This window comes from Streptomyces sp. NBC_00190, from assembly GCF_036203305.1.
GTDB lineage: Bacteria > Actinomycetota > Actinomycetes > Streptomycetales > Streptomycetaceae > Streptomyces.
This window is the reverse complement of record NZ_CP108131.1, coordinates 5,191,310-5,213,208: the sequence shown is the minus strand read 5'-3', so window position 1 is coordinate 5,213,208 and position 21,899 is coordinate 5,191,310. Positions and strand designations below refer to the sequence as shown.

General features: G+C 71.3%; 20 protein-coding genes and 2 tRNA genes. 9 read left to right on the top strand and 13 right to left on the bottom strand.

What is annotated here, in order from left to right:
- Positions 1–16: 16 nt before the first annotated feature.
- The 3 genes from aroA to OG429_RS25285 all read left to right on the top strand — a co-directional run bounded on the left by aroA (position 17) and on the right by OG429_RS25285 (position 2,869).
- A complete protein-coding gene (gene aroA, locus OG429_RS25295; protein WP_328927548.1) occupies positions 17–1,399 on the top strand; it encodes a 3-phosphoshikimate 1-carboxyvinyltransferase in 1,383 nt (460 codons plus the stop codon).
- A gap of 8 nt (positions 1,400–1,407) precedes the next feature.
- Positions 1,408–2,418, top strand: a complete 1,011-nt coding sequence (gene rsgA / locus OG429_RS25290) for a ribosome small subunit-dependent GTPase A (RefSeq protein WP_328927547.1) — start codon at positions 1,408–1,410, stop codon at positions 2,416–2,418.
- A gap of 127 nt (positions 2,419–2,545) precedes the next feature.
- Positions 2,546–2,869 (top strand): DMT family transporter, encoded by a 324-nt coding sequence (locus OG429_RS25285; RefSeq protein WP_007266432.1) that lies wholly within the window; start codon positions 2,546–2,548, stop codon positions 2,867–2,869.
- Here OG429_RS25285 and OG429_RS25280 read toward each other — a convergent pair.
- Positions 2,835–3,374: a TetR/AcrR family transcriptional regulator gene (locus OG429_RS25280; protein ID WP_328927546.1), complete on the bottom strand. Its 540-nt coding sequence runs from the start codon at positions 3,372–3,374 to the stop codon at positions 2,835–2,837. The genes OG429_RS25285 and OG429_RS25280 overlap by 35 nt on opposite strands.
- Positions 3,375–3,475: 101 nt before the next feature.
- On the opposite strand from OG429_RS25280, the gene hisN reads away from it, so the two are divergent.
- Both hisN and OG429_RS25270 read left to right on the top strand, forming a co-directional pair.
- On the top strand, positions 3,476–4,279 hold the full coding sequence (gene hisN / locus OG429_RS25275) for a histidinol-phosphatase (RefSeq protein ID WP_328927545.1): 804 nt from the start codon (positions 3,476–3,478) through the stop codon (positions 4,277–4,279).
- A gap of 136 nt (positions 4,280–4,415) precedes the next feature.
- Positions 4,416–4,808: a CBS domain-containing protein gene (locus tag OG429_RS25270; RefSeq protein ID WP_328927544.1), complete on the top strand. Its 393-nt coding sequence runs from the start codon at positions 4,416–4,418 to the stop codon at positions 4,806–4,808.
- Between the two features lie 65 nt (positions 4,809–4,873).
- On the opposite strand, the gene OG429_RS25265 is transcribed toward OG429_RS25270, so the two are convergent.
- Positions 4,874–6,343, bottom strand: a complete 1,470-nt coding sequence (locus OG429_RS25265) for a catalase (protein WP_328927543.1) — start codon at positions 6,341–6,343, stop codon at positions 4,874–4,876.
- 130 nt (positions 6,344–6,473) lie between these two features.
- On the opposite strand from OG429_RS25265, the gene OG429_RS25260 reads away from it, so the two are divergent.
- The gene (locus tag OG429_RS25260; RefSeq protein ID WP_328927542.1) at positions 6,474–6,890 is read left to right on the top strand and encodes a Fur family transcriptional regulator; all 417 of its coding nucleotides are present in this window, start codon (positions 6,474–6,476) and stop codon (positions 6,888–6,890) included.
- A 137-nt stretch (positions 6,891–7,027) separates the two neighbouring features.
- Here the strand turns inward: OG429_RS25260 and OG429_RS25255 are convergent.
- The 4 genes from OG429_RS25255 to OG429_RS25240 form a co-directional block, all read right to left on the bottom strand.
- Positions 7,028–7,101, bottom strand: a tRNA-Met gene (locus tag OG429_RS25255).
- A 78-nt stretch (positions 7,102–7,179) separates the two neighbouring features.
- A complete protein-coding gene (locus tag OG429_RS25250) occupies positions 7,180–9,036 on the bottom strand; it encodes a tetratricopeptide repeat protein (protein WP_328927541.1) in 1,857 nt (618 codons plus the stop codon).
- 192 nt (positions 9,037–9,228) lie between these two features.
- Positions 9,229–9,302: transfer RNA gene (locus OG429_RS25245), tRNA-Met, on the bottom strand.
- A gap of 52 nt (positions 9,303–9,354) precedes the next feature.
- Positions 9,355–12,243: a UPF0182 family membrane protein gene (locus OG429_RS25240; RefSeq protein ID WP_328930411.1), complete on the bottom strand. Its 2,889-nt coding sequence runs from the start codon at positions 12,241–12,243 to the stop codon at positions 9,355–9,357.
- 131 nt (positions 12,244–12,374) lie between these two features.
- Here OG429_RS25240 and OG429_RS25235 point away from each other — a divergent pair, with 131 nt between their 5' ends.
- Entirely contained in the window at positions 12,375–12,944 is a 570-nt protein-coding gene (locus OG429_RS25235; RefSeq protein WP_328927540.1) for a PPA1309 family protein, read from the top strand.
- Between the two features lie 27 nt (positions 12,945–12,971).
- Here OG429_RS25235 and OG429_RS25230 read toward each other — a convergent pair whose 3' ends face one another.
- The 4 genes from OG429_RS25230 to OG429_RS25215 all read right to left on the bottom strand — a co-directional run bounded on the left by OG429_RS25230 (position 12,972) and on the right by OG429_RS25215 (position 16,422).
- The gene (locus OG429_RS25230; RefSeq protein ID WP_328927539.1) at positions 12,972–14,063 is read right to left on the bottom strand and encodes a YlbL family protein; all 1,092 of its coding nucleotides are present in this window, start codon (positions 14,061–14,063) and stop codon (positions 12,972–12,974) included.
- A gap of 112 nt (positions 14,064–14,175) precedes the next feature.
- Positions 14,176–14,373, bottom strand: a complete 198-nt coding sequence (locus tag OG429_RS25225; protein WP_328927538.1) for a hypothetical protein — start codon at positions 14,371–14,373, stop codon at positions 14,176–14,178.
- Between the two features lie 292 nt (positions 14,374–14,665).
- Positions 14,666–15,127: a molybdenum cofactor biosynthesis protein MoaE gene (locus tag OG429_RS25220; RefSeq protein ID WP_328927537.1), complete on the bottom strand. Its 462-nt coding sequence runs from the start codon at positions 15,125–15,127 to the stop codon at positions 14,666–14,668.
- A gap of 185 nt (positions 15,128–15,312) precedes the next feature.
- The gene (locus OG429_RS25215; protein ID WP_328930410.1) at positions 15,313–16,422 is read right to left on the bottom strand and encodes an SDR family oxidoreductase; all 1,110 of its coding nucleotides are present in this window, start codon (positions 16,420–16,422) and stop codon (positions 15,313–15,315) included.
- Positions 16,423–16,680: 258 nt separating this feature from the next.
- On the opposite strand from OG429_RS25215, the gene OG429_RS25210 reads away from it, so the two are divergent.
- Entirely contained in the window at positions 16,681–18,090 is a 1,410-nt protein-coding gene (locus tag OG429_RS25210) for a zinc-dependent metalloprotease (RefSeq protein WP_328927536.1), read from the top strand.
- On the top strand, positions 18,087–18,617 hold the full coding sequence (locus OG429_RS25205) for an NUDIX hydrolase (RefSeq protein WP_328927535.1): 531 nt from the start codon (positions 18,087–18,089) through the stop codon (positions 18,615–18,617). Before OG429_RS25210 ends, OG429_RS25205 begins: the two co-directional genes overlap by 4 nt.
- Before the next feature lie 111 nt (positions 18,618–18,728).
- On the opposite strand, the gene OG429_RS25200 is transcribed toward OG429_RS25205, so the two are convergent.
- The 3 genes from OG429_RS25200 to OG429_RS25190 are packed head-to-tail and all read right to left on the bottom strand — an operon-like array spanning position 18,729 to position 21,858.
- The gene (locus OG429_RS25200) at positions 18,729–19,484 is read right to left on the bottom strand and encodes an AIM24 family protein (RefSeq protein WP_328927534.1); all 756 of its coding nucleotides are present in this window, start codon (positions 19,482–19,484) and stop codon (positions 18,729–18,731) included.
- 17 nt (positions 19,485–19,501) lie between these two features.
- The gene (locus OG429_RS25195) at positions 19,502–20,182 is read right to left on the bottom strand and encodes an AIM24 family protein (RefSeq protein ID WP_214935289.1); all 681 of its coding nucleotides are present in this window, start codon (positions 20,180–20,182) and stop codon (positions 19,502–19,504) included.
- A 20-nt stretch (positions 20,183–20,202) separates the two neighbouring features.
- Entirely contained in the window at positions 20,203–21,858 is a 1,656-nt protein-coding gene (locus OG429_RS25190) for a TerD family protein (protein ID WP_328927533.1), read from the bottom strand.
- Positions 21,859–21,899: the final 41 nt, after the last annotated feature.

Genomic DNA, 21,899 nt, shown 5'->3' with positions numbered 1-21,899 from the left:
CACTAAAGTGGTGGCCATGACCGAGACCCCCGCTGTCCCCGCCCTCTGGCCCGCCCCGACCGCCGACGCGGCCGTCCACGCCACCGTCACCGTGCCGGGGTCCAAGTCGGTCACCAACCGGGCCCTCGTGCTCGCCGCGCTCGCCGCCGAGCCGGGCTGGGTGCGCCGCCCGCTGCGCTCGCGCGACTCCCAGCTGATGTCGGACGCCCTGCGCGCGATGGGCGTCGGCATCGAGGAGACCGTCTCCTCCAGCTCCGCCGGATCCTCCAGCGGCACGGTCGGCGGAGAGGCCTGGCGGATCATCCCGGCGGCCCTGCACGGCCCGACGACCGTGGACGTCGGCAACGCGGGCACGGTCATGCGCTTCCTTCCCCCCGTCGCCACCCTCGCCGACGGCGACATCCGCTTCGACGGCGACCCGCGCTCCTACGAGCGCCCGCTCGGCCAGGTCATCAGCGCCCTGCGCGCGCTGGGCGCCCGCATCGACGACGACGGCCGGGGCGCGCTGCCCATGACCGTCCAGGGCGGCGGGGCACTGGAGGGCGGCACGGTCGAGATCGACGCCAGCAACTCCTCGCAGTTCGTCTCCGCGCTGCTGCTCTCCGCCCCGCGCTTCAACCAGGGCGTCGAGGTCCGGCACGTGGGCACGACCCTGCCGTCGATGCCGCACATCCGGATGACCGTGGAGATGCTGCGCGCGGCGGGCGCCCAGGTCGACACCCCCGAGGCGGGCGGCGAGAAGAACGTGTGGCGGGTGGCCCCCGGCGCGCTGCTGGGCCGCGACATGGTCGTGGAGCCGGACCTGTCCAACGCGCAGCCCTTCATGGCCGCGGCCCTGATCACCGGCGGCACGGTGACCATCCCGGACTGGCCGCGCCGCACCACGCAGCCCGGTGACGCGCTGCGCCGGATCTTCACGGAGATGGGCGGCTCCTGCGAACTGACCGACGCGGGCCTGGTGTTCACCGGCACCGGCAAGATCCACGGCATCGACGTGGACCTGGGCGAGGTCGGCGAGCTCACCCCGGGCATCGCCGCGGTGGCGGCCCTGGCCGACTCGGAGTCCGTCCTGCGCGGGGTCGCGCACCTGCGGCTGCACGAGACGGACCGGCTGGCCGCGCTGACCAAGGAGATCAACGCGCTCGGCGGCGACGTCACGGAGACCGCGGACGGCCTGCACATCCGGCCGCGCCCGCTGCACGGCGGCACCTTCCACACGTACGACGACCACCGGATGGCCACCGCGGGCGCGGTGATCGGCCTGGCGGTGGAGGGGGTACTGATCGAGAACGTGGCGACGACCGCGAAGACCCTGCCGGACTTCCCGCAGATGTGGACGGACATGCTCGCGGGAGACGCCGGGGACTCCGGCGCCCGCGCGGCGGGTGCGGGAGCGTAGGGCCCGTCATGCGCAGGTACGGCAAGCACACCGACGAGGACGACATCCGCCAGCGGCCCAACCCCAAGGGCAACCGGCCCCGGACCAACATCCGGCCCAAGCACGAGGACGCCTCCGAGGGCTTCGTCCTCACCGTCGACCGCGGTCGGCTGACCTGCCTGGTCGGGGACCGCACGGTCCACGCGATGAAGTCCAGGGAACTGGGCCGCAAGGCGGCGGTGGTCGGCGACCGGGTCTGGATCGTCGGTGACCTGTCCGGCAAGAAGGACACCCTCGCCCGGATCGTCCGGATCGAGGAGCGCAAGTCCGTCCTGCGGCGCACGGCCGACGACGACGACCCGTACGAACGCGTGGTCGTCGCAAACGCCGACCAACTGGCCATCGTCACGGCCCTGGCCGACCCGGAGCCGCGGCCCCGGATGATCGACCGCTGCCTGGTGGCGGCGTACGACGCCGGCCTGGAGCCGCTCCTGGTGCTGACCAAGTCCGATCTGACGTCCGCCGACAAGATCCTGGAGATCTACTCGACGCTCGGCGTCAACTACGTGGTGACCAACCGCGAGGACCTCGCGACGGGCGACGCGGCCGACAAGGTGCGCGAGCGCCTGGAGGGCCGGATCACCGCGTTCGTGGGGCACTCGGGCGTGGGCAAGACCACCCTGGTCAACTCGCTGGTGGCGCCGGACCGCAAGCGGGCGACCGGCGTGGTCAACGCGGTCACCGGGCGCGGCCGCCACACCACCACCTCGGCACTGGCGCTGCCGCTGCCCGGGATGGAGGGCTGGGTCATCGACACCCCCGGCGTGCGCTCCTTCGGCCTGCACCACGTGGATCCGTCCCGGGTGATCCTGGCGTTCCCGGACTTGGTGCCCGGCACCGAGGAGTGCCCCCGCGCGTGCAGCCACGACGAGCAGGACTGCGCGCTCGACCAGTGGGTGGAGGACGGTCACGCGGACCCTGCGCGGCTGTATTCGCTGCGGCGGCTGCTGGAGACGCGGGAGCGCCGCGAGGGCGACTGACCGTCCGGCGGGGGCGGCGGGGCAGAAGGGTCCGGCGGGGCGCCGGGGTTTGCCGAAGATCGTGTCTGGATAAATGCATAATCGCACCGAGTGGCGCGAGGGCACGTGACGCGGGGAGGCATTCGACATGGCGTGGCTGCTCGTCGTGGTCGCGGGAATCCTGGAGACCGGCTTCGCTGTCTGTCTCAAGCTGTCCCACGGCTTCACGCGGCTGTGGCCGACCATCGCCTTCGCGTGCTTCGCCCTCGGCAGCTTCGGTCTGCTGACGCTGGCGCTGAAGAAACTGGACGTGGGCCCGGCGTACGCGGTGTGGACGGGCATCGGCGCCGCGGGGACGGCGATCTACGGCATGGTCTTCCTCGGCGACCTGGTCTCCACCCTCAAGCTCGTCTCGATCACGCTGGTGATCCTCGGGGTCATCGGGCTCCAGCTCTCCGGTTCTGCGCACTGAGCAGCCGGAGCAGCTCACCCGCTCCCGGCTCCTCCCCCGGCGCGACCACGTAGGAGAGGGCGAGCCGTACGGCGAGCTCGCACCGCTCGGCGTCCGCCGCGGGCATCAGCACGGCTGCCGCCCGGTCGCGCACGGTCCGGGCGAGCTCACCGGGCCCGGGCGCCCGGCCCGCGGCGGGCAGGTCCGGGTCCCAGAACCCCGTCAGCAGGGCCCGTACGAGGGGGTAGGCGCGGGCCGCCCGTACGGTCCACTCCGCGACCGCGGCCAGCCGCTCGACGGTCCGGCCCGGGACGGTCAGGGCCCGCTCCACGCCCTCGAGGTACCGCGCGCACTCGCGCCGGACCAGGGCGCGGCCGAGGCCGTGCTTGCCGCCGAACTCGTTGTAGAGGGTCTGCCGGGACACCCCGGCGGCCGCCGCCACGTCCACCATCCGCACGGCCGGCCAGGGGCGCGCCGCGAGCGCCGCTCCCGCCGCCTCCAGCAGGGTTTCCCGGGCTGCCGGCACATGCGCCTCCCCCGTTTGGCTTCACGGCCAGAGTTGACGGGGCGACAGATCCTGTCAAGGGCGCGTCCCGGCCGCGCCACCGCCCGCGATACTGTTCGGCCATGTCCGAGTATGACGATGACCTGCGCCTTGCCCTCGAACTCGCCGACGCGGCGGACGTCGCCACGATGGAGCGGTTCCGTGCCCTCGACCTGAAGGTCGAGACGAAGCCGGACATGACCCCGGTGAGTGAGGCGGACAAGGCCGCCGAGGAGATCATCCGCGCGGGCGTCGCGGCCGCGCGGCCGGGCGACGCGATCCTGGGCGAGGAGTACGGCCTCAAGGGCAGCGGCCCGCGCCGCTGGGTCGTGGACCCGATCGACGGCACGAAGAACTACGTGCGCGGGGTGCCCGTCTGGGCGACCCTGATCTCCCTGATGGCCGAGGGCGCCGACGGGGTCTTCCGCCCGGTGGTCGGCGTGGTGTCGGCGCCGGCGCTGGGCCGGCGCTGGTGGGCCGCGCAGGGCGGGGGCGCCTTCGCGGGCGGCGCGCTCGGCGCGACCAGCGCGATCGGCGTGTCGAAGGTGGGCACGCTGGCCGACGCCTCGTTCGCGTACTCCTCGCTGAGCGGCTGGGAGGAGCAGGGCCGCCTCCCCGGATTCCTGGACCTGACCCGCGCGTGCTGGCGTACCCGCGGCTACGGCGACTTCTGGCCGTACATGATGGTTGCGGAGGGCTCGCTGGACCTGTGCGCCGAGCCGGAGCTGAACCTGTGGGACATGGCCGCGATCGCGGTCGTGGTCCAGGAGGCGGGCGGCCGTTTCACCAGCCTGGACGGGGCGGACGGGGTGCACGGCGGGAACGCGGCGGCCTCGAACGGGCTCCTCCACGAGGAGATGCTGGAGCTCTTGCGCCCACGCGCCTGAGCGTGCCCTCTTGTTGACCCTGCGTGTCCGTGGGAATCTGAGAATCCGCCCGCTTGTGCGCTTGTGAATCCATTCTCTTGGATTGCCTGCCGCACCCCACCCAAGCGGCGGGACTCACCAGGAGGTGGCTCTCTTCATGCTCGTCCGTGACGCAATGAGCACCGTGATCCTCACCCTCGGACCCGCACATACCCTGCGTCAGGCAGCCTGCCTGATGTCCGGCCGGCGCGTCGGCGCGGCCGTCGTACTCGACCCCGAGCACAGCGGAATCGGCATCCTGACCGAGCGCGACATCCTCAACTCCATCGGCGCGGGCCACGATCCCGACCGCGAGTGCGTGGGCGCGCACACCACCAACAACGTCGTGTTCTGCACCCCCGACGCCACTGTGCAGGAAGCCGCCGAGGCGATGGCCCACGGCGGTTTCCGGCATCTGATCGTGCTGGAGAACGGCGGCCCGGTGGGCATCGTCTCCGTACGCGACGTCATCCGCTGCTGGGTCCCGGCGCGGCGGACGGTTCCCGCATAGAACGACGGCGGGCCGGAACCCCGTGGGGTTCCGGCCCGCCGTCCTGCTACGGCAAGCGATCCGGATCAGCCGCGGAGGGCCTGGACCGCGGCTTCCAGCCGCTTGCCGAAGTCGCCGTCCGCCTGGCGGAAGTTGTTGATCGCGCGCTCGGCGATGTCGTCACGGGAGACCTTGGCGATGAAGCCGGCCAGGTTCTCGATCAGACGGGACTTCTCGTCCTCGGAGTACAGGCGGTAGAGGTTGCCCGCCTGGACGAAGTCGTTGTCCTCGCTGTGCACGGCGGCGGCGTGGTTGCCCGTGCCGCCGGTCACGTCGATGGGCTGCCACAGCGGGCGGTCCGTCTGGTGCGGGCCACCGAAGGAGTTCGGCTCGTAGTTCTTCGCGCCCTTGTGGCGACCGTCGTACAGGTAGCCGTCACGGGAGTTGGTGCGCGCCTCGGTGGCGTGCGGACGGTTCACCGGCAGGTGGTCGGCGTTGATGCCGACGCGGTAGCGGTGCGCGTCGCCGTAGCCGAAGAGACGACCCTGGAGCATCTTGTCCGGGGACGGACCGATGCCGGGTACGAAATGAGCCGGGCTGAAGATGCTCTGCTCGACCTCGGCGAAGACGTTCTCCGGGTTGCGGTTGAGCTCCAGCTTGCCGATCTCGATCGGCGGGTAGTCCTCGTGCGGCCACACCTTGGTGAGGTCGAACGGGTTGAAGCGGTACCCGGCCGCCTCGGCCGCCGGCATGATCTGGACCTGCACGGTCCAGGTCGGGAAGTCACCGCGCTCGATGGCCTCGCGCAGGTCGCGCTGGTGCGAGTCGGGGTCCTCACCGGCGAGCTTGTTGGCCTCGGCCTGGGTGAGGTTCTCGATGCCCTGGTCGGTCTTGAAGTGGTACTTGACCCAGAAGACCTCACCGGCCTCGTTGTTCCACTGGAACGTGTGCGAGCCGTAGCCGTTCATGTGGCGGTAGGACGCCGGTATGCCGCGGTCACCGAACAGCCAGGTCACCTGGTGGGTCGACTCGGGCGACAGACCCCAGAAGTCCCAGACGTTGTCCGCCTCCTGCGAGCCCGTGTACGGGTCGCGCTTCTGGGTGTGGATGAAGTCGGGGAACTTGATGGCGTCCTTGATGAAGAACACCGGGGTGTTGTTGCCGACGAGGTCGTAGTTGCCCTCTTCGGTGTAGAACTTCAGCGCCCAGCCGCGGGGGTCGCGCACGGCGTCGGCGCTGCCGAGGTTGCCCGCCACGGTGGAGAACCGCAGGAAGGTCTCGGTCTCCTTGCCGACCTCGGACAGGAACGCGGCGCGGGTCCACCGCGAGACGTCACGGGTCAGCGTGAAGGTGCCGTACGCACCGGCGCCGCGGGCGTGCACCACGCGCTCCGGGATGCGCTCACGGTTGAAGTGCGCCAGCTTTTCCAGCAGCAGCTGGTCCTGGACCAGGACGGGGCCGCCGACGCCGGCGGTCTCGCTGTTCTGGTTGTCGGCGACCGGAGCCCCGGCCTCCGTGGTGAGCGGTCCCTGCGTCACGTGCGCCTCCTGCGTCATTCCTGCATGTCCTGTCCTCGGCCTGTGCCGCACTCGACCCTACAATGGACTTTGTCTAAGTCAAGTAAGTATCCAAGTCCGCACTGGTTCGGGAGTTACACCCAGTCCCCTCGCTGTTAGGCTGGTGCCTATGAGTGACCTGCTGGAACGACTTCGCGGACGCGGATGGCGCATGACCGCACAGCGGCGCGTCGTGGCCGAGGTGCTCGACGGTGACCACGTTCACCTGACGGCCGACGAAGTACACGCGCGCGCCGTGGCCAAGCTGCCGGAGATCTCCCGGGCGACGGTCTACAACACGCTGGGTGAGCTCGTGTCCCTGGGTGAAGTCCTGGAAGTCTCCACGGACCGCCGCGCCAAGCGGTACGACCCGAACGCCCACCGGCCGCACCAGCACCTGGTCTGCGCCCAATGCGGCGCGATCCGCGACGTCCACCCGGCGGGCAACCCGCTGGCCGACCTGCCGGACACGGAGCGCTTCGGCTTCGTCGTGTCGGCGGTCGAGGTGACGTACCGCGGGGTGTGCCCGAACTGCGCCGGCGCGTAGCCGGGGACCGCAGCGGACCATCGCAAAGGGGCCGGGAGCTGAATGCTCCCGGCCCCTTTTTCTTCTCGACTGCCCATCTCGATCACCCGAAACGACTGAAGGCCCGGATCCAGAGGATCCGGGCCTTCAGCCTTCAGTAGCGGGGACAGGATTTGAACCTGCGACCTCTGGGTTATGAGCCCAGCGAGCTACCGAGCTGCTCCACCCCGCGTCGGTAAACACGACTCTACGTGAGGCTGCACAGCAGATGCAAATCCGTTGAGGACAGTTCCTGGCCGGCCACCAGCGGTCAGGCCGAGAGCTCCTCGGCCAGGGCCTCGCGCAGCCGCGCCGCGCGCTGCGAAACCTCCTCCGGCCCCAGCTCCATGGCTCGAACGCACCACTTCTGCCCCTCCGCCAAGTCGCCGTGCCGTGCCGCCAGCAGCCCCAGCCGCAGCGCGGCGCGGCCGTGGCCCGCCACCGCGGCGCGGGTCCACCACAGGGCGGCCTCCGGCTCGCTCCCCTCGCGGGCCAGCAGCAACCCCAGGTTGAACGCCCCGTTCCGGGAGCCTGCCTCGGCCGCCTCCCGGTACCAGCGCGCGGCGACCGCCAGGTCACCCCGGGCGGCGGCCAGCATGCCGACCCGCACCTGGGCCCGGCGGTGCCCCAGCTCGGCGGCGCGCTCGTACCACTCCTCGCTCTCGGTCCGCGGGGCGCCGCCCGCCGACTCGCCCAGCGCCACGGGCTCCGGCGGCGGAGCCAGCGACTCCAGCAGCGAGGCCAGCCGGAAGGCCGCCTCCGCGCTGCCGCCGCCCGCCGCGCACCGCAGGTGCCGCTCGGCGGCTCGCTCCTCCCCGTCCCGGACCAGCGCGATGCCGACCTGGAGCGCGGCGTCGGTGTGTCCCGCCGACGCGGCCCGCTCGTACCACTTCAGCGCCGTACGATCCTCGTCGCGGCTGGCGAACAGGATCCCGAGGTTGAAGGCGGCGTCGACGCTGCCCGCCTCGGCGGCCTTGGAGAACCACGGCTCGGCGCCCTCCGCGTCCCCGCCCTGCAGCAGCAGGATGGCGAGCGCGTTGGCCGCCTCGCGGTGTCCGGCGTACGCGGCACGCCGGTACCACTGCTCGGCCTGCGCGGTCCGGTCCTGTGCGACGCACAGCAGAGCAAGGTTGTACGCCCCGTTTTGATCGCCCGCGTCCATGGCGGTCCGGTACCAGCGCTCCGCGGTCTGGGTCTCACCCCGCGCCGCGTGCAGCGCGCCCAGGGCGTTCGCGGCGTTGCCGTCGCCGTCCTGGGCCGCCCGGTGCCACCAGGTGGACGCGCTTTCCTCGTCCCCCGCGTCGCGCAGCAGGAATCCGAGCGCGCAGGCCGCCCTGGCCTCGCCCTGCTTGGCGGAGGTCAGGTACCAGCGCCCGGCCTCCTTGAGCTCGCCGCGTGCCTCCAGCAGCGCGCCCAGGTGCAGCGCGGCACGCCGGTGTCCACGCGCGGCGGCCTGCCGGTACCACTGCTCGGCCTCGGCGGGGTCGCCCTTCCTCAGGTGCCGCGCCAGCCGGTACGCGGCTTCGCGGTGCCCCTGTTCCGCGGCGGCGCGGAACCACCGCTCGACGCCCTTGTCGCCCCGGTGCTCCAGCAGGTCGGCCAGCCCGTACGCGCCCAGGGCGTGGCCGGATTCCGCCGCCTGGCGAAGCCAGTACTCGGCGGCGGGCTCGTCCCCGCGCTCGCGGAAGTGGCGGCCCAGGGCGTGCGCGGCCGGCGCGGATCCGGCCACGGCGGCGACCCGCCACCAGCCGGCCGCGTCCTCGGGGTAGCCCCGCTGGTGCAGCAGGACACCCAGGTTGTTCGCGGCGGCGCGGTCCCCTTCCCCGGTGGCGCCGCGCAGGTACGGCTCGGCGCCGTCGAGGTCGCCGCGGCGCAGCAGCAGCGCACCGAGCACGCTCATGGCACCCGGGTCGCCCTTGTCGGCGGCCACCCGGTGCCGGGCTTCCAGCTCGGCGTCGCTCGCCGCGTCGGTCTCGGCGAACACTTCCTCCGCGAAATCCGCATCGGTCAGCGCGGTCTGCGCGTTGACAACGGGAGCCGACTCACCGGCTCCCGTACCCGGCTCGGCCTCCGCCCTCACAAACCGCCCTGTCTCCAGCAGAGTTGACCTGTCCCCCATAAATCCCATCGTCGCATCACCTGCTACCCGCGTACACCTGGTATGTCGCAGCCAGTGAGGTCACTACAGCGTTTTGTCGACATGCCCATAGAGAGTCAAGTCAAACACGCTCCCGCCCCAACTCACCCTTGTTGGCTACCGCGTGTCCGCCCCGGGCACGACAAAGGCCCGGATCCCATGGATCCGGGCCTTCATCTTCAGTAGCGGGGACAGGATTTGAACCTGCGACCTCTGGGTTATGAGCCCAGCGAGCTACCGAGCTGCTCCACCCCGCGTCGGTGAAACCACAGTATCACGACGCGGGACAGAGCCATTACCGATATATGGCTAGCCGCCCGGTGGGGCCGTGGGCGGGGTCACCTTCGCCTCCGCGTCGATCGCCCGCTTCAGCGCCGCCTTGATCTCGTCCTGCGCCTTGCCGAAGGCCGCCCAGTCGCCGGCCTGCCGGGCCTTCTCGGCGTCCTCGATGGCCCTCGACGCGTCGGCGAGCGCCGCCTTCACCGTCGGGTCCGTGGCGGCCGGAGGCGTCGTGGTGCCCTCGCCCGGCGGCTGGGCCGGCGGCACGGGCGTGGTCGGAGCCTCGGCCCCGAACACCACGTTCAACGCCTTCTCCAGGGTGTCCTCGAAGGCGGTCTGGCCGCCGTAGGTCACGAGCACCTTGCGCAGCAGCGGGTACTTCAGGCCCGAACTGCGCACGTACACCGGCTCCACGTAGAGCATGCCGCCGTCGAGCGGGACCGTGAGCAGGTTTCCGTACTCGACTTCCGAGTCGCCACCGCGCAGCAGGCGGATCGACTCGGCGATCTTCGGTTCGGACTGGAACTTGCTCTGGACCTGCTTGGGGCCGTCGACCGGCTTGCTCGTCGGCAGCTTCAGGACGCTGATCTTGCCGTAGTCCGGGGTGCCCGGATCGGCGTTGACCGCCATGAAGGCGCTCAGGTTGTCCCGCTCGTTCGGCGTGAACGTCGTCGTGAGCGAGAAGACCTGCTCCTTCTCCGTCTGGCCCGGCAGCTTCATCGACAGGTAGTACGGCGGGACCGCCGTACCGGCCTTGGTCGTCGGGTCGTCCGGGACGGCCCAGGCCTCACTGCCGCTGAGGAAGGTCTGCGGGTCGGTGACGTGGTAGCGGGTCAGCAGCTCGCGCTGGACCTTGAACAGGTCCTGCGGGTAGCGCAGGTGGTCCATGAGCGGCTTGGAGATCTCGCTCTTGGGCTTCACCGTGCCCGGGAACGCCTTCATCCAGGTCTTCAGGACCGGGTCCTGGGTGTCCCACTGGTACAGGCTGACCGTGCCGTCGTACGCGTCGACCGTGGCCTTCACCGAGTTGCGGATGTAGTTGACCTGGTTCTCCTGGGCCACCACCGCGCGCTGGCTGTTGGTCAGCGAGTCCGCGGTGCTCTGGCCCAGCGTGGTGCGGGAGGCGTACGGGTAGCCGTTGGTCGTCGTGTAGGCGTCGACGATCCACTTGATCCGGCCGTCCACGACCGCCGGGTACGGGGCGCCGTCGATGGTCAGCCACGGTGCGACGGCCTCGACGCGCTCCTTGGGCGTGCGGTGGTACAGGATCCGCGAGCCGTCGCCGATGGCCCCTGAGTACAGGATCTGCGGCTCGCTGAAGGTGAGCGCGTACGCCGCCCGGTTTATCGGGTTGTCGAGGTTGACGCCGGAGTCGCCCTTGTAGCTGGTCTCCTTCTCGCCCTTGAGGTCGTCCGAGTAGTCGAGCTCCTTCTGCGGTCCGCCGACGATCGAGTACTGCTTCGTCTGCTCGCCGTAGTAGACGCGCTGCTCGAAGTCCGTGCCGAACATCCCCTTGGAGGGCAGGTCGGACTGGGTGAAGTCGGGCGCGCCCTGGTCACCGACCGTGGTGCCCTTGGCCGCGACCACTCCGTAGCCGTGCGTGTACTTGAAGTGGTCGTTGATCCAGTTGTTCTTCGGGATGCCGCCGATGTTCAGCTCGCGCAGCCCGATGACCGTGTCCTGGCCGCTGTACCGGTCCACGGCGAGCGTGGACGGGAAGGCGTAGTAGCCCTTGACCTGCTGGAGCTGCTGGAAGGCCGGCGAGACGATGTTCGGGTCGAGGAGGCGGACGCTGGCGGTCGTGTCGGCCGCCTTGCGCAGCTTGGTCCGGTCCTGCGTCTGCGGAACGCCCGGGTAGTCCTTGACCTCGGAGGCCGCGATCCCGTAGGCGTCGCGCGTCGCCTTGATGTTCTTCTCGACGTACGGGGATTCCTTGGCCTGCTCGTTCGGCTGGACCTGGAACTTCTGCACGATCGCCGGATACAGGCCGCCGATCAGGATCGCCGAGAGCACCATCAGGCCGAAGCCGATGACCGGCAGCTGCCAGGTGCGGCGCCACAGCGTCGCGAAGAACAGCACGGCGCAGATCGCGGCGATGGCGACGAGGATCGTCTTCGCCGGGAGGTACGCGTTCGCGTCGACGTAGCGCAGGCCGGTCCAGTTGTCGGCGGCCTTGAAGTCACTGGACTTCACGGCGAGGCCGTACCGGTCGAGCCAGTACGCGACCGCCTTCAGCGTGACGAAGAGGCCGAGCAGCACCGACAGGTGGCCGGTCGCCGCGGCGGTGGCCCGGGCGCCCGGGCTCGTCACGCGCAGTCCGCCGTACAGGTAGTGGACGACGGCTGCGGCGATCACCGACAGCACGACCGCGGCGAAGCCGAAGCCGAGCAGGAAGCGGTACCAGGGCAGGTCGAAGGTGTAGAACGATACGTCGAGGTGGAACTCGGGGTCCTTCTGCCCGAAGGGCACCCCGTTGACGTACATCAGCCAGGTCTTCCACTGGCCCGCCGCCGACGCGCCCGCGATGAGGCCGACGATCACGGCGATGCCCAGGAGCAGCCACTTCTTGTACGGGGCGATGCTCATCCGGTAGCGGTCGAGGCTCTGCTGCTCCATCGACATCGCACTGAGCGGCGGACGCAGCCGGTGCGCCAGCCAGATGTTGAACCCGACGGCACCCGCCATCAGCAGGCTGAAGACGGCGAAGAGGCCGATCTTGGTCCACAGGGTGGTGGTGAAGACCGTGGAGTACTTCACCGAGCGGAACCAGAGCCAGTCCGTCCAGAAGCCCGCGAACATGATGAAGAGCATGGCCAGGACGGCCAGCACGCCCAAGGTCATGAGAAGAGTCCGGGCTCGCCGGGAGGGGCGGCCGACTCTCATCCGTGGCCCCGAAGGGCCTCCGCCGCGGTCCGGCATCTGGAAAGCCAAGGTGCGCACCTCGAAAGTCGCTGAGTCTGGTAATGAACGGGCACCCGATCCTAGAGCCCTACTCATGCAACTTTCCGTGGCCTTGGTCAGTTCCCGGTATCCGGTGGAAAGGAGGCAGGATGTTGTCCATGTCCAACGTTTCCCCCTCCCCCGGCACGCCCATGGCGGCGAGCCCCCTGACCCGCGCCTGCCTCGAAATCGACGAGTACGCGGCCGGCCTCGGCTGGGACAAGCCCGCCCGGCTGTTCGCGCTCGTCGACACCGCCCGGCTCAAGAAGCAGGAGCCGCGCCTGGCCTCCCAGCTGGGCCTCGACCAGGACGACGCCGGCAAGTCCTCCCTCACCCCGATCGAGCAGGACGAGGTCCCGGCCGGGACCCCGCTCGACAAGTTCCTGGGCACCATCGCGTGGCCGACGGCCGTCGTCGGCTGCGCGCTGACGGTGGAGCGGCTGATGCTGCCGCCGTCTGCGGAGGCCTCCGTACCGGAGGGGCTGAGCGACAAGCAGCTGGCGAAGTGGGTCGCCGGTCACCCGGAGCGGCAGGAGGTCCGGCTGACGGTGGCCGTGCTGCGCGACGGCTCGCGCGAGTCGGCCGTACGGCTGCGCGAGAAGGATTCCTCGACCGAGGTCCTCACCGGCGGGAACCTGGTGCCCGGGCTGGCCGAGGCGCTGGCCGCGACCTTCTCGTAGCACGCGTGGCCGGGGCCCGGGGGCCGGTCAGGGCTTGGCGCCGCACTGCGGCAGCCCGGCCGTGTCCCCCTTGCTGATCTTCTGCAGCGCCTGTGTGGCGTCGCCGATGGTGGAGACCTTCACCAGGGTCAGCCCGTCGGGCACGTGGGCGGCCGCGGCGGCGCAGTTCTCGGCCGGGGTCAGGAAGTACTCGGCGCCGGCCTGGCGGGCGCCGATGGTCTTCATCTGGATGCCGCCGATGGGCCCGACCTTGCCCGCGTCGTCGATGGTGCCGGTGCCCGCGACGAACTTGCCGCCGGTCAGGTCCTCCGGGGTGAGCTTGTCGACGATGCCGAGGGAGAACATCAGCCCCGCGCTGGGGCCGCCGACGTCGGCGAGCTTGATGTCGATCGTGAACGGGAAGGTGTGGTCGGTCCCGGCCCGGATGCCGACGATGGCGTGGCCGTCGCCCTCCGCCTTGCCCGCGGTGACGGTGACCTTGGTGGGGCCGGCGGGTTCGCGGTTCGCCTTCACCGCCTCGGCCGCTTCCGCGGCGGGGATGATGGTGAACTCGACCGGCTCGCCGGGCTTGTGCTTGGTGACGAGCTTGGCCACGTCCTCGGGGGCGTTGACGGGGGCGCCGTCCACGGCCTTGACGACGTCACCGGCGTGCAGCGTGCCGTCGGCGGGGCTGGCCTTGACCACGGAGGAGACGATGACGCGGGCGGAGACCGGGACGCCGAGCTGCTTGAGAGCGGCCACCTTGGCGCTCTGCTGCGACTGGCTGAACTCCTCGGCGTTCTCCTGGGTGGACTCCGCGTCCGTCTTGCCGTTCGGGTAGAGGTTCTCGTGCGGCACGACGATGTTGTCGCCGGCGAGCCACCCGTACACCGCTTCCACCAGGTTCATGTCGTAGTCCGCGCCGGTGACGCGGACCGTCGTCATGTTGAGGTGGCCGCTCGTCGGGTAGGTCTTGCGCCCCGAGATGTTGAGGACGGGCTCGCCGTGCGAGTCCCCGAGCGTGTTCACGGTCGGCCCGGGGCTCATCTCGGAGTACGGGACCTTGATGAACACCCCTGCGCAGAGCAGCGCGAACAGCATGAGGGTGGAAGCGAGCATCGTCGCAGTGCGGCGTGGCATGGATCCGACAGTACGGGACGGCTCTGGCGGGCGGCCCGTGGGGCCGGTCCGTACGAGGCCCTGCGCGGAGCCGTCGGGCTCTCGGTGATCTCGGGGCACTTTCCGGGACGCGTCAGACGGCGTCGGAACCGGAGTGGGCCTCTGCCTTGTGCCGGGCCTGTTCGGCCTTTCCCATGGCTTCGCGGAATCGCGCGTAGCCGGCGAGCTCGGATATGTCGCCTTGCGTGCGGTCGCGTGCCGCCCAGCTGCCCCATATCGCCGCTCCGATCGCGGCGAACAGCGGAATCAGCAACCACGCCAGTGACGCCATGGGCGTGCTCCCTACCCCGAAGTACGTGTCGTTGGTGGCTTCAACGCTGCTGCCCGGGAAGGGGTTACGCAAATCGAGGGCGTGTTGCGCGGCCGAACGGGTGCGAGGCTACCCCCTTCCGGGGGCGGCTCCACGACCGGGGGTTCAGCAGGCGCCACCCACTCCTCGGTGCCGTCGGCGAACGGCCGCTTCTCTCCGCCGACCTCGCACCGCTCGGCGCAGGGGCGCCTCACAGGCTTCTGCCGGCTGCGCCGGACTCCGTCCGCCGTCACCGACCACGCGGTCGCACGGCTCAGCAGGCGCCGACCCACTCCTCGGTGCCGTCGGCGAACGTCTGGTGCTTCCAGATCGGGACCTCGTGCTTGAGGTCGTCGATCAGCATCCGGCAGGCCTCGAAGGCCTCGCCGCGGTGCGGGCAGGACACGGCGACGACGACGGCCAGGTCACCGACGGCCAGGTCGCCCACGCGGTGCACGGCGGCCAGGGCGCGGACCGGGTACTTCGCCACGACGCGCTCGGCGACCCGGCGCATCTCGGCCTCTGCCGTGGGGTGGCAGGAGTAGCCGAGCGAGTCGACGTCCGCCCCGCTGTCGTGGTTGCGCACCGTGCCGACGAAGAGTGTCGTGCCGCCCGTCGCGTCGTCGCCGACGGCCTGGAAGACCTCGTCGATCGAGAGCGGGGTGTCACGGATCGCGAGCAGCCGGATCGGGTCCTGCGCGGCCTGCTCGCCGGGGTGATCGAAGTGCGGAGCCATGTCTTCATCGTGCCCTAGGCGCTGACAAGGCGAAATAGCTGATTCGCCCGGGCCGCGCCCGGCTGCTTGGGAGCCTCCTACAGAAACCCCGGCTCCCGGGCCCCGCCGGCGATCGGGGCGCGGGGTCCGGGGCGCGGCCCGGGGCCGCTTGCGCGACGGCGTCGCGGGCCCCGGCAGCGGCCGGATCAGATCCCGCGGCGCCTGCGGGCCGCCCGGACCACGGCGGCGGCACCGAGCAGCGCGACCGTCGCGCCCGCCGCGCCCGCGGCGGTGGCGTCCTTGCGGCCCAGTCGGCGGCCCGCGACCGTGTGCCGGCCCGCGACCTCCTGGAGGAGCTCGGCCAGCACCTCCTCGTTGGTCCAGCGCGGCCGCCAGCCCGCCGCGTGCAGACCGCTGACGCTGACCACCCACGGGTGCATGGTGTACGCGAGGTCCCCGGCCGGGGAGGGCGTCAGGCCGATCCGGTGCAGCCGGGCCGCGGCTCCCAGGGCGACCGCCGAGGGGAGCTCCATGCGGCGGATCCCGCTCAGCTCCTCGACCTCCTCCTGCTCCAGCCAGCCCTCGCAGCCCACCGCGAGCTCGCCCTCGACCTTCTCCAGCGCCGCGTACTCCAACGCGCTGACCAGGTCCTCGACGTGGCAGAACTGCCAGGTGGGGCGGGATCCGGCGACCACGAGCAGGCGCGGGGACTCGAAGTACCGGGTCAGGGCGGTGTCCGTGCCGCCGACCAGGACCGCCGGGCGGATCACGGTGACGTTCAGGCCGGGGTGGGCGCGGGGGGCCCGGCGGCCGAGGCGCTCGATCTCCAGCAGGTCGCCGACGCCGGTCGCCTCGGCGGTGGCCCGCAGCTCGGAGTCCTCGGAGAGGGGGATGTCGTTGTCGGGCAGGGCTCCGTAGACCATCGCGGAGGTGCACAGCACGACCCGGTGCACCCCGGCCGCCGCGGCGGCCGTCAGCACGGTCTGGGTCCCGCGCACGTTGTACGCGGTACGGGCCGCCGGGTCGGTCTCCAGGTCCAGGTCCAGCGCGAGGTGCACCACGACGTCGGCGCCGCGCAGCTTCTCGGCGATCGCCGGGTCCCGTACGTCCAGGACGTGCCACTGCGCGGCCGCGCAGTCCCCGCGCCGCTCGTCGATGGCCACGACCTGCTTGACCTCGTCGGAGGCCGCCAGGCGGCTCACTAGGGCCGCGCCGACGCCCGACGCGGCGCCGGTCACGGCGATCACGGGGCCTCGCACGGCCGGGTTTCGCGGCTGGCGAACATCGTGGGCGCTGTCGCTCCGCTCAGGGCGGATTTCGGCGTCGGGCCTGTGCTTGTCCGAGCCGTGCTTGTCCAAAGCGTGCGGATCTGGGGAACTCACCGGGCGTCTCCAGCGGTTGTCTTCAGTAGGGACGCGCCGTGACGCGTACCCACCAGGTGATGTCCATCCTGCCGCAGCCCAGGACCCGGCGGAGCACCGAGCCCGGAAGCGGCTCCGGTGTCTACGCTGGGTGGTGTTGTCGGACCATTGCCCGTCGGCACCCGCCGACGGCCCTACGAGCCGAGGAAACCCGTGAGCGACACCCCATTCGGATTCGGCCTTCCGCCGGAGGAGCCGGAGGACGGCGACGAGGGCAAGAAGAAGGGCAATCAGGGCGGCCAGGGCGGCCCGGCGAATCCGTTCGGGTTCACCGGCATGGGCCTGCCGGGCGGCGCGGGGGGTCCCGGCGGCGCGGACAATCCGTTCGCGGCGATGTTCGGCTCGATGAACCCGAACGACCTGGGCGCGGCCTTCCAGCAGCTGGGCCAGATGCTCAGCTACGAGGGCGGTCCCGTGAACTGGGACATGGCCAAGGACATCGCCCGCCAGACGGTTGCCCAGGGCACGGCGGACGGCGTGAAGGACGCGAGCGTCGGCGTCGCCGAGAAGTCCGCGGTCGAGGAGGCCGTGCGCCTCGCCGACCACTGGCTGGACGGTGTGACCTCGCTGCCCTCGGGCGCCGCCACTGCCGTCGCGTGGAGCCGCGCCGAGTGGGTCGAGGCGACCCTCCCGGTATGGAAGGAACTCGTGGACCCGGTCGCCGAGCGGGTCGGCGCGGCCATGGGCAGCGTGCTGCCCGAGGAGATGCAGGCCATGGCGGGCCCGCTGCTCGGAATGATGCGCTCCATGGGCGGTGCCATGTTCGGACAGCAGATCGGCCAGGCCGTGGGCGTGCTCGCGGGCGAGGTCGTCGGCTCGACCGACATCGGGCTGCCGCTGGGCCCGGCCGGCAAGGCCGCGCTGCTGCCGCTGAACATCGAGAGCTTCGGCAAGGACCTGGGCGTCCCGGCGGACGAGGTGCGGCTGTACCTGGCCTTGCGCGAGGCGGCCCACGCCCGGCTCTTCGCACACGTGCCGTGGCTGCGCTCGCACCTGTTCGGCGCGGTCGAGGGTTACGCCCGCGGCATCAAGGTCGACACCTCGAAGCTGGAGGACGTGGTCGGCCAGCTGGACCCGTCGAACCCGGAGCAGCTGCAGGAAGCGCTGCAGGGCGGCATGTTCCAGCCGCAGGACACCCCCGAGCAGAAGGCCGCGCTGGCCCGCCTGGAGACGGCGCTCGCACTGGTCGAGGGCTGGGTGGACGCGGTCGTGCACGAGGCGGCGAAGCCGCGTCTGACCTCGGCGGACGCGATGCGCGAGACCATGCGCCGGCGGCGCGCCTCGGGCGGCCCGGCGGAGCAGACCTTCGCGACGCTGATCGGGCTGGAGCTGCGGCCGCGCCGGCTGCGGGACGCCTCGCGGCTGTGGGCCTCGCTCACCGACGCGCGGGGTGTGGACGGCCGCGACGGGCTGTGGGAGCACCCGGACATGCTGCCGACGGCCTCGGACCTGGACGACCCGGACGGCTTCGTGCACCGCGAGCAGCTGGACTTCTCCGAGCTCGACAAGATGCTCGGCGAGGCCGCCCGGAAGCGCGACGAGGACGGCGGCGAGGAGAAGTGAGCCTGTACGACGACGCGGTCCTCGTGCTCAAGCGCTACGAGGACCAGCCCGAGCTGCGCGACGTCTACCTGGAGCACCTGGCCGCCCATCCGGACGGGGTCTACAAGCCGTGCGAGGCCGGGCACATCACCGGCAGCGCCCTGGTGATCGACCCGGAGCGGGGGCGCGTCCTGCTGACCCTGCACAAGAAGCTGGGCATGTGGCTGCAGATGGGCGGCCACTGCGAGCCCGGCGACGCCACCCTCGCCGAGGCGGCGCTGCGCGAGGCCCGCGAGGAGTCCGGCATCGAGTCCGGGCTGAGCCTGCTGCCCGGCGGGCCGGTGCGCCTCGACCGGCATCCGATCCCGGCGCCCTGCCACTGGCACCTTGACGTGCAGTATGCGGCGCTGGCGCCGGCCGGTGCGGTGGCGGAGATCAGCGAGGAGTCCCTGGACCTGCGCTGGTTCCCGTACGAGGAGGTGGCGGCGGTGGCCGACACCTCGGTCGTGCGGCTGCTGGAGGCGGCCCTGGCACGGCTCGGCGCGTGACGCCGTGACGCCGTGACGTGAGGAAGGGGCGGCCCCGGATGCCCGGGGCCGCCCCTTCCGCGTATCTGGCTCGTGCCCGGCAGCTGCCTTGCCCGTGCCTTCGCCGTGCGGCTAGTTCCAGGCGTTGTTCTGGTTCTGCGCGTGCGAGCCGTGCTGGCCCATGCCGAACTGCGCCGCGGCGCCCTGGCCGAGCTGGGCGTTCTGCGGCGGCAGCACCTCGCTGGGCTGCACGAGGGCGAAACCGGTGCCGAGGAAGCTCAGCTCCCAGCCCTCGCCGGTGTTGCCGCGCCGGCGCCACACTCCGGTGGAGTGCGTCTGGGCCTGCATCTGCACCCGCAGCGAGGTGGACCAGGCGACGATGGCGTCCGCGTCCGCGTTGACGTACTTGTCGGGCGTGACCTGCATCATCAGCGGCTGCCCGGAGGTCATCAGCGCGACCTTGCCGCGGCCGGTGATGTTGAGCTGGTACTTGCCGGAGCCGGAGATCCCGTACTGGCTGTCCACCGCGATGGCCTCGGTGTGCAGGGTGGAGTCCATGGCCAGCACGTAGCTGCTGTCGACGGTGAGGCCGTCCTGGTCCACGTCCACGACGTGCACGTACTGGGCCAGGTTGGCCAGGTAGACCGTGCCCTGCCCGGAGCAGCGCATGAGGTCGAGGCCCTCACCCGTGCGGGCGCGGGCGGTGCGCTGGTTGGTGCTCTGGTACTCGCCGTCGAAGTCGATGATCCCCTGGTAGGCGACCATCGCGCCCTTGCGGGCGAGTACGTCGTCGTGGCCGGTCAGCGAGACCCGCAGCAGCTGCGGGTTCTGGACGGCGTACCGCTCCTGGGACTGCGCCTCGGCGTGGGCGAAAAGTGCGCTCTGCATGATGTGTCCGCTCCCCCTCAGCCCCGGGCCCGGAGCCGGTCGGTGCTGTCCTCGCTCGGCTGTACGACGACGATGCCCTGGCCGGAGAAGGCCATCTGGTAGGCCTCCCCGCTGCCCCGGCCGATCATCGACGAGGCCTTGAAGCTGCGCTTCCCCTTGACCTTGAGATTCGGCGACCAGGCGACGAGCGCGTCCGGGTCGACGTACGTCTCGTCCTCGCCGCGACCGCAGTCGACCACGATCGGGGTGCCGCGGGAGGTGATCGCGACCCACCCGGTACCGGCGACCTGCACGTTGAACAGGCCCTGGCCGGCGAACTTCGCCATGCCCTTGACCCGCTCGACGCCCCACTGGAGGTGGGCGTCGAAGGCGAGCAGGTTGGTCCCGTTCACGGAGAGGGCGTCGTTGTTGAGGTTGACGACGACGACGTCCGCGCCGTAGTCGGCGAGGTAGAGCAGGCCGTCGCCGGTGCACTTCATCAGCGGGGCGCCCTCGCCGGTGAGCCACTGCGAGGCCATCTGGCGCACGGCCGGCGGGTTGGGCTCGTACTGCACGAAGCCCTCGTACGCGACCATCGAGCCGGTACGGGCGAAGAGGTCCTGGCCGCTCTGCATGGCGACCTTGAGCATGGCCCGTCCGTGGTTCTCCATGCGGGCCGTGACGGGCGTCGGGGCGTAGCCCGCGAGCTGCTGGTTCATTGCGTTCATGACGGGCTCCCTCAGACCTCGTACGGCTGGACGACGATGAAGTTGCCGGGAGCGCCGCGGAACTGGAGGTTCACGGTCTCCCCGCTGTGGCCGGGGTAGGCGTTGCGCCGGAGCCGGACCTGGCTGGAGATGATCACCTGTGAGGCGGCCGACCACGCCACGATGGCGTTGCTGTCCGCGAAGGTGGTCGGGGTGACGGGCAGGACGACCGGGACGCCGTGCGTCTTGACGATCACGGTGCCGGCGCCCTGGAACTGCATGGTGAACAGGGCGCCGCCGGGGATGCCGTGGCCCTCGATGCGGCGGACCTCGTGCTGGAGCGACTCGTCGAAGGCGAGCACGTTCTCGGCGGAGACGCAGATCGCGTCACCCTGGAGCTCGATGGCGTGCAGGTGGGCGCCGTTCTCCGCGAGGAAGACCTGGCCGCGGCCGGTGCAGCGCATCAGCTGCATCTCCTGGCCGGTGGCGTTGCCCACGATGCGGCCCGCGAAGCCCGCGCCCTTGTAGCTGAAGTCGACCTTGCCCTGGTACAGGACCATGCTGCCCTGGCGGGCGAGGACGGGCTGGCCGCCCATCGACAGGTCGACGCGCATGAGCTGCGGGTTCTGCGCGGTCCAGCGGGCGCCCGTGGGGGCTTCCTTGTACGGCTGGAGCGCGGCGGTGAGACCGGCCGCGGCGGGGGCGGGGGCCTGCTGCCCGTAGCCGGGCTGCTGACCGCCAGGGGGGTACTGGCCGGGAGCCTGGCCGGGGAACTGCCCGGGCATCTGGCCCGGTACCTGCCCCGGCACCTGGCCGTAGCCCGGCTGCTGCCCGTAGGGGGCGGGGGCCGGAGCGGGCGGGGGAACCTGGCCGTACGAGGGCTGCTGCGGCGGCTGGCCGTACGGCGCGGGGGCGGGCGGAGCGAGCGGCGCGGCCATGGTGGGCGCGCTGTGCTGCGGGTACGCCTGCGGCTGCGGGGCGGGGGCCGGAGCGGGCGGCGCGCCGAACGAGGGCGCGGGGGCCGGGGCCTGCTGCGGCGCGGCCTGGGGTGCCGGGGCCTGGGCGGGGGCGCCGAAGGACGGTGCCTGGGCCTGCGGCGGCGGGGCGAATCCGGGCGCGGCGCCGGTCTGGGCCGGGGCCTGCTGCTGCGGCTCCTCCTCCTCGGCGACCTCGCCGCCGAAGTTCTTGAGCAGCGCGGCGAGTCCGCCGTCGAAGCCCTGGCCGACGGCTGCGAAGCGCCATACGTCCTTGAGGTAGAAGTCGCCGAGCATCACGGCCCGCTCGGTGGTGAACTCCGCACCCGTGAACGAGTACCGGACGACTTCCTCGCCGCCCGCGACGATCCGGATGTAGCCGGGGCCGATCTGCGACATCTGGCCGGCGCCGTCGATGGTGGCGGTGAAGGACAGCTTGTGGATGGAGGCCGGCACGCGGTCCAGGGTCACCCGGAAGGATTCGGTGTCTCCGGCCTGCGCACCGAGCTGCTGGATGGACTCCTCGGGCGACTTCGGCTGGTTGAAGAAGACGAAGTAGCGGTCGTCGGACAGCTGCTCGTTCGCATCGAGGCCGAAACAGCTGATGTCGAAGGTGAGTCCGGGTCCGGCGATCTGGACGCCCACGTAAAGATCCGTGCCCGGCGTCAGATCACTGATCTTGGCCTTGTGGCCCCGTTGGAATTCCCTGGCCATACGTAACGACCGTCCCCCATCCCGACTGTGAATGCGTGCCG